6 protein-coding genes and 1 CRISPR repeat array are annotated in these 7,961 nt (G+C 38.3%); of the genes, 3 read left to right on the top strand and 3 right to left on the bottom strand.

What is annotated here, in order from left to right; genetic code table 11:
- The first annotated feature begins 157 nt into the window (after positions 1-157).
- Positions 158-1,810: an IS1182 family transposase gene (locus V1L66_RS13280; RefSeq protein WP_258859084.1), complete on the top strand. Its 1,653-nt coding sequence runs from the start codon at positions 158-160 to the stop codon at positions 1,808-1,810.
- Here the strand turns inward: V1L66_RS13280 and V1L66_RS13275 are convergent.
- From V1L66_RS13275 to V1L66_RS13265, 3 genes are read right to left on the bottom strand one after another with little or no spacing between them, the layout of a single operon-like run.
- Positions 1,797-2,783, bottom strand: coding sequence for an ABC transporter permease (locus tag V1L66_RS13275; protein WP_409072226.1), 987 nt, complete (start codon positions 2,781-2,783; stop codon positions 1,797-1,799). The two genes, V1L66_RS13280 and V1L66_RS13275, sit on opposite strands and share 14 nt — an antisense overlap.
- On the bottom strand, positions 2,783-3,511 hold the full coding sequence (locus V1L66_RS13270; RefSeq protein WP_048390701.1) for an ABC transporter ATP-binding protein: 729 nt from the start codon (positions 3,509-3,511) through the stop codon (positions 2,783-2,785). Before V1L66_RS13270 ends, V1L66_RS13275 begins: the two co-directional genes overlap by 1 nt.
- A gap of 52 nt (positions 3,512-3,563) precedes the next feature.
- Positions 3,564-4,178, bottom strand: coding sequence for a sigma-70 family RNA polymerase sigma factor (locus V1L66_RS13265; protein WP_333006985.1), 615 nt, complete (start codon positions 4,176-4,178; stop codon positions 3,564-3,566).
- 238 nt (positions 4,179-4,416) lie between these two features.
- Between V1L66_RS13265 and V1L66_RS13260 the strand changes: the two genes are divergently transcribed.
- Positions 4,417-4,710, top strand: a complete 294-nt coding sequence (locus V1L66_RS13260; RefSeq protein WP_333006987.1) for a hypothetical protein — start codon at positions 4,417-4,419, stop codon at positions 4,708-4,710.
- A 71-nt stretch (positions 4,711-4,781) separates the two neighbouring features.
- On the top strand, positions 4,782-5,741 hold the full coding sequence (locus V1L66_RS13255) for a hypothetical protein (RefSeq protein ID WP_333006988.1): 960 nt from the start codon (positions 4,782-4,784) through the stop codon (positions 5,739-5,741).
- Between the two features lie 142 nt (positions 5,742-5,883).
- A CRISPR array of direct repeats spans positions 5,884-7,143; the repeat unit is 29 nt; unit sequence ATTTAAATTCCACTTAGTTAATGAAAAAC.
- Positions 7,144-7,961: the final 818 nt, after the last annotated feature.

Here is a 7,961-nt window from a genome sequence, read left to right as displayed (position 1 = left end):
GAGGGTGGGACAAAACCCACCTTTGAGCTGAAAAAGCCGTTGAAATTTTACGATGAGTAAAATTTCAACGGCTTTCAATAATTATTGAATAAAAATAAGGACCACTTCTGATAAAATAAAGTTACCACACAAAATTTTACAGGAAAGAAGGATCCTTATGTTCAAAAATTATAACATGAATCAATTAGTTTTGCCTCTAGATTTAGAAGTTCCATTACAAGAAAATGATATTGCTTTTGCCATCCATCATTTAGTCGAAAGTATTCCTGAGAGAACCTTCGACTCCTTTCAACGCCAAACAGGTTGCCCATCTTATCACCCACGCATGATGCTTAAAATTATTTTATGTGGCTACACGCAATCGGTTTTCTCTGGCCGTAAAATAGAAGACCTAACCAAAGACAGTATACGGATGATGTGGCTGGCCCAAGGGTATGAACCAAGCTACCGTACGATCAATCGTTTCCGTGTTCATCCCGATATGAAAGAGCTCATTCGCCAGTGTTTTGTGCAGTTCCGTGTCCAGCTTGTCCAAGAAAAAATCATCGATCAAGAGGCCATTTTTATTGATGGTACGAAGATTGAAGCAAATGCCAATAAATTCACGTTCGTTTGGAAGAAAGCAGTGGAAAAACATCATCACAATCTCGTTGAAAAATCGAATCAATTGTATAATGAGCTACTTGAAAAACAAATTATACCAGCATTGCAACGTGAAGATGAGGAGCAGCTTTCTATGGAAGAACTCACGCAAATCGCTGAAAAGTTAGAGGAAGTGGTCGAGGACTATACACAAAAAATCGATAGTACGGATGATGTCGGGATGCGGAAACAGCTGCGTAGTGAACGAAAAACGCCAAAGCAACTGTTAAAACAAGTACATGACTGGCTGATTCGTAAGCAGAGGTACGAAAAAGATTTTGAGATTTTTGACACACGCAACAGCTATTCAAAAACGGACAAAGATGCGACGTTTATGCGAATGAAAGACGATTACATGCAGAATGGACAACTAAAACCAGGCTATAACGTACAAATCGCAACAGAAGGTCAGTATGCGCTTGCCTACAGCATTTTTCCGAACCCAACGGATACACGTACGTTCATTCCATTTCTAAATGAAATCGAGCAGCATTATTTCGAGTTACCGCAATACATTGTCGCAGATGCAGGTTATGGTAGTGAACAAAACTATGAGGAGATCCTTTCGAACAGAAAACGAGAAGCACTGATTCCCTATACCATGTATGAGAAGGAGCAAAAGAAAAAGTACAAACAAAACCAATTTAACACCGATAACTGGCCATATGATAAAGAAACAGACACCTATACATGCCCGAATCAGAAACGTCTCGAATGGAAAAATCAAACTGTACGGAATGATCGGACAGGCTTCCAACATACGTTCAACATCTACGAATGCGAGGACTGTTCAGGATGTCCATTCCGTTCATCATGTACAAAAGCAAAAGAAGGCACCAATCGAAAAATGATGGTGAATGAAAAATGGGAACAACAAAAAGAATATATAAGAACAAAGCTTTCAGAAGAAAAAACGCGTACCATTTATCGTCAACGCAAAATTGACGTGGAGCCAGTTTTTGGATTCTTGAAGGCTAATTTGCGTTTCACTCGATTTTCTGTACGAGGAAAATCGAAGGTAGAAAACGAAATGGGGCTCGCATTACTGGCCGTGAATTTACGAAAATACACGGCCAACAAACAAGAACATATAAAATTAAATAGTAAAAAATGGAGAAAGGGGAATTTGAGCGAACTCAAATTCTCCTTTCTCCTTATTCGAAGCTAGTTCTGTCCCAGCCTCGTGGTAGCCAGCTTTTTATTATCACAAGGCTCAGCGTTGTTCCAAGCATAACGCCAAAGCTAATGATCAGTGATAGTTGGAGCTTGACTATACGTCCAACCTGTTTCACGGATGCCCCGAGAGCCCGTAAGATCATGAGCTGCTCTTTAATTTTATAAAATAATAGCTGGAATGTGGACAGCAATAGGACACTTGAAATGAGTAAAATAAAAACGGATAGTACAATCATAAAAACCATTAAGCTCTGTAAATTTCTTTTAATGACATCGTAATCACTCATAACATCAACACGTAATGTTTCATCCAGTTGTTTGATTTCTGCGCCTACAGCCTTGGCACGCCCCTCATCAGTTTTAATGAGCGCAAATATGCCTGCCGTTTGTGGCTGACTGTTGTTCATCCATGCCTTAACTACGTCATTCGCTAAGAGGATGATATTAGGGCTGTCAGTGCCTTTCATCGTCGGTAAAATTTCTTGCACGATAAAATCCTTTGATTGAATATGAATAGAGTCCCCAACTCGTTTGTTGAAAAGACGGGCAACATTTTCCGAAAGAATGGCATCGTTCGGTCCAAGATTGACCGCAAAATGGTAGCGACTTTTCACAAGGTCATCATTTTCAACGCCAACGGTATAAAATGCGGTGTATTTTTCATGTTCAACGATTGTATGGGCTATCGATAAGCGGGACACTTGTGTGACACCGGCTAGAGTAGAAAGCTCCTCTATTTGATTTGTCGTCAACAATTTTTGCTGATCAGGATTATAACCAACCATTAAATCCATTTCCCCATACAACGCTTGGATGTCTGCCTTCATCTGGCTATTCGCATTCCAAATGTAGACGGTCATCGTCATCACCAGGCAAATCGAGATCGTAATAATACTAATACTCGTTAGGACATTTGCCCAAGCTGCACGAAAAAGCTTGAGGGCAATATTGCGCATCGTAAACATTAGCGATCCCCCCTCGTTATTTCCTTGAATTTCATTAGAATACAATCTAAATCCTCTTCATTTTGCCGGTTTTGATAGGAATCCACAATCGCCCCATCATGGAAGAACAATACCCGATTGGCATAGGTAGCCACATAGGGGTCATGTGTGACAAGTAATATCGTTTGCTGGTTCTTTTTTTGCAGAGCAACAAGCAGTTCTAAAATTTCATCTGTTGTATGAACATCCAAAGCCCCCGTTGGCTCATCTGCCAGTAAAATAGGAGGATTGGCAATAATCGCTCGCGCAATGGCGACACGTTGCTTCTGTCCACCAGAAAGCTCATGTGGTCGATGCTTTGCCCAAGCAGCGATGTTTAAGGTTTCCATCATGTGCTGCACACGCACCTTAATCTCCTTGCTAGGAATATCATTTAAAATAAGGGGAAGTGCAATATTATCCTCGACGGTTAAATCCTTTAGCAGATGAAAGGATTGGAAGATAAAGCCGATATTTTCTTTTCGGAATTGCGATGCTTTTGGCTCTTGATAAATAGCCTGCGCTTCCTTGCCAAATAAAAATAATGCTCCATCTGTTGGCTCATCGATTGCACTGATCATATTCAGAAGAGTACTTTTACCAGAGCCGCTTGTCCCCATAATCGCCACCATTTCTCCTTGATAAATGGTGCAATGGATATTTTTCAAGGCATTCACAGTATGATGCTTTTGCTGATAAATTTTGGACATCCCTTCAACACGTAGCACCTCTGTTAAACGTCCTTCAGGGATGGGTATTGCATTAATGACTTCTTTCAGCGGATTGAACCCACTCATCGAGATATGCCCCCTTTAATTGTTGTCGTAATGCATGCAAGCCACGGCGAATATGTGTTTTCACGGTACCTTCAGGGCATTGCAAAATCGCCGCAATATCCTTGACAGAGTAATCTTGATAAAATCGTAGCAATAGCACCGTTTTGTACTTTTCCTCAAGCCTGCAAAGAGCCTGCCATAAATCCAGCTCTTCTTCGATGTATGTAGGAGATGCGCTTGTTAAATCCTCGAAAGTTTGTGGTTCAACAGGCATAACTGTTTTTTTCTTCGCAATATAGGTTTTACAGCAATTTATCATAATGCGGGTAAGCCAAGTGGCAAAATAGTGAGGCTCCTTTAATTGCGGTAGCCCCTCATAGGCTCGAATAATGGTTTGCTGAAAAACTTCTACGGCGTCGTTTTCATTTTGTACGTAGACATAGGCCATTCGGTAAAGCTTATGCTGCTCCTGCTCAATGAGCTGATAAAACGCCTGCTCATCACCTTGTTGGGCTAAGGCTACAAGAGTTTGTTGGGTGCTCTTAATGAAAATCGCCTCCTTTTCGACCATTAGACTCAGCAAGTCATCATTTCGATTCAAGTTTTTTTATTTTTATTTAGAAATGTCATAAGCATGCCCATTTAATAGAAGGTTATCAATTTACTGTTATAATGATACAACAACACAGCAGCCCTTTGATTTCCCCATAAGCCAAGTGCAAGAGAAGCTACGGTCGCCTTCTCCTACAGCGATCGTCAGAAAAATTCAGGATGATTCCGATTCAGTAACTTTCTCGCTAGAGTAAGGCGATGAGGAAGTAGAAAAGGGCACAACGCAAATGGCCGCAACCAATACGACATTCAATCAAATTGCGGATGCTATTAAGGCCATTGCGACAGGCATTGAAGGTATGTCAGTGGAGCTAGCGGAGGTTGTTCACAATACTGTCACGATTAATAAAGCAGTCGATGAAATTGCTGCTGTTTCTGAACAATCAGCGGCAGGTATTCAGGAAACATCGGCTACCATTGAGCAAACTGCAAGCTCCATGGCGGAAATTAAACATAGTGCCGAGCATTTAGCAGAAATGGCTGAACAACTAAACGCCCTGATTCGTCAATTTAAGCTATAGAAAGTACCTGTGGATTTCAAACTTCCCTCACATTTCATCTGTATACTAAGGCATTGGAAGGTGGAATCATTTTGAGAAAATATTTACTTTTAGTATTGATGAGTACTTTATTCATGGCACCCGTTGCCTACGCCCATACGATGGATAAAAGTACACTATTCACGGATGTCCCTGAAACAGCCGCCAATATTCAGGACATTATGGTACTACACAGTATTGGGCTTCTTGGGTACAATGGCAAAGATATGGCCTTAAACCCAACAGACAATCTCTCACGCAAGGACTTTGCAGGCTGGGTAGGTGGCTTTTTCGGCCTTGAGGGAGCAACAGTGGATGAGCTAGCACAAGCAGCTCAAAAAGAGGATTACGTGTCTTCTCTAGAGGGAGATATTACGTACAAGGAAATAAATACAGCACTTTTTCATCATAAACTTGAGCTAGCCAATCCTGAAGCAACCATGACGAAAGAAGAGTACATTGCATTTTTAACAGAGCACCTTACATTTGATATGGGCGGACATACGCTTATTCAAATGGGCGGCTTTGCAGAAGGACCAACAGGTACAATTGAAGAGGTAGTCACAGGTGACCAAACAGGAATCATCATCGACGGTAAAACATACATGCTGTCAGGACACCCTCGCATCTTTGCCGATTCAACAGATGCCAAAAGCTGGGTAGGGCAACAACTAGAACGCTCTATTTTCACAACAGCAGCAGATCACCATCATGGTCATGACGGTGGGCAAGAGGAAACTCACGGCGATCATGCAGAAGGTCACGACGCAAGCCACGAGCATGAAGCATCTGCCTCGAATGAAGCAACACTACAATATGTGCAAATTAGCACTGCACAAGTGGTGAAAGAGGATGCCAAAGAAATGGAGTCTTCGAACGCTACACCAAGAGAAGAGCAACAAGCAGCCGCAGCAGATGACACAACATCCAACTCAAACACAGTATGGATGATCGCCATCCTAGCAGCCCTAGCCGCTATTTTTGTTATTGTATTTGTGAAACGCAAGAAATAATGTAAATGAAAAGAACCAGCAATGACCGAGGGAATTCGGTTGTTGTTGGTTTTTTTAGAGAATAATAGATTGCAAGGGTTTAAATGCCACTTGCTAATAAAAATGCCTTCAGTTGGACAATAACTTCCTAACCTATTTACTTATTATAAATCCACTTAGTTAATGAAAAACGAAGATCAAATTCTAGCTAATCAAGTGTTACGAGATTTAAATTCCACTTAGTTAATGAAAAACTTTGATTTGCACAAGCTTGTCCGATCCATCGTTGTCATTTAAATTCCACTTAGTTAATGAAAAACTTTGATTTGCACAAGCTTGTCCGATCCATCGTTGTCATTTAAATTCCACTTAGTTAATGAAAAACAAAGAGCGACTGCGAAGATTTCGATGAGAATTGAAAATTTAAATTCCACTTAGTTAATGAAAAACGGTGCCGATATGCTCTAGAAGAACATGCAGATAGCAATTTAAATTCCACTTAGTTAATGAAAAACTTATCCTCAAGTGTGAGATAGATGAATTATATGAAATTTAAATTCCACTTAGTTAATGAAAAACAGGTATGATACGTATAGAGTGAGTATAGCTGTAAAATTTAAATTCCACTTAGTTAATGAAAAACTTTTACTGAAGTGGAAAGTAAAATTACTGATCTTGATTTAAATTCCACTTAGTTAATGAAAAACCTTACTACTGAATGGTGGTATCGCTAATATTTCAATATTTAAATTCCACTTAGTTAATGAAAAACTGTCCACCATACTCAGCAATAATATCTAATTGTTCATTTAAATTCCACTTAGTTAATGAAAAACCAAAATGTGCGCCAGACGACGTATTCAACGCGGACATATTTAAATTCCACTTAGTTAATGAAAAACATTTCATCCGCAAATCTGCTCGCTCCATTCCGTCCTATTTAAATTCCACTTAGTTAATGAAAAACATTAACTGATTTCCGTCCTACTAAAACATATCAAGTATTTAAATTCCACTTAGTTAATGAAAAACGATGAATTAGTTAAAAGAATCAAGACTGCAGGTGTATTTAAATTCCACTTAGTTAATGAAAAACGATTTCTTTGTTTCCTCATTGAAATAATGAGCATTATATTTAAATTCCACTTAGTTAATGAAAAACGAGTGGGAGTTTTGTGGGGTTGACACTTTTTTAAAAGATTTAAATTCCACTTAGTTAATGAAAAACGGGGATGCACCAGGTCAGGTTGTTTTCAAAAAAAAAAATTTAAATTCCACTAAGTTAATGAAAAACCGTGTTGATCTTTCCTGGGAGCTACCATCTGCAAGATTTAAATTCCACTTAGTTAATGAAAAACTATGCCCCGTCCTACGCCGTACTTGAGTTGTCCGAAATTTAAATTCCACTTAGTTAATGAAAAACCCCCCTTAAGCATAATCAAAAAAAACTTATTTTTCAACGCTATATCAGGTTGTACTTTGAGACTAATATCATTTTTTTGCAGTCAATCTGTAGTTCAAAAATTTCCCTTTGTTATTCAAGTGCCTCAATCTAGGCATGGTAAGCATTGAAGAGATTTAATGTTGTAAAATGATTCACTGCAATTTTTTATAAAGAGGGGAAAATCCATTTCATTCAAGTAATAGTTCATGACGAGCACATTCTCATAGTGAGTTTTATATCTATGTTAAATATTTTCATGCTTTATAAATTTGCCTTACATGTGTTAAATCCTCATCATGTGCAATCGGCGTATATTTAGTGCTTTAACACTTTCAATGTAAAGTTCATGCTTGGGGAGGAATATAGGCTCTTGGTTGCTACTAGTTACTGTCGGTTATTGATTGGATGTAGTGAAGAGGGTAAAGGAAATTAAATGAAGTTTAGTTAGAATTACTAAAATAAAAAACCTACTCGAATTAGTCTCAAGTAGGCTCTTTTGTTGTTTTTAAAGAAAGTAAGAATTTGAAGTAAGTAAATTTCCACATAGTTAATAAAAAATGAGGTAGTTTTCTAAAAAATTAAACATTATTTAAAAATATATATTTAAATTCCACTTAGTTAAACATGATTCTCCTATCTTATCAAGAAAAGCTAAGAAAATAAATGAGAATAAAATCACAAAATAAATAGTTATCCTATATAGTTTTAATAATAATTTAATTTTTAGAAAATATTGACTAATTATAAAAAATAAATTACTATAAATGTATATTAGCTCCTAAAAATATCCTTACTAT

The organism is Lysinibacillus sp. IITD104 (assembly GCF_036698265.2).
In the GTDB taxonomy this organism is placed as follows: Bacteria; Bacillota; Bacilli; order Bacillales_A; family Planococcaceae; genus Lysinibacillus; species Lysinibacillus boronitolerans.
Note: the sequence above shows the minus strand (reverse complement) of the source record. Positions and strands in the feature narration are given on the sequence as shown.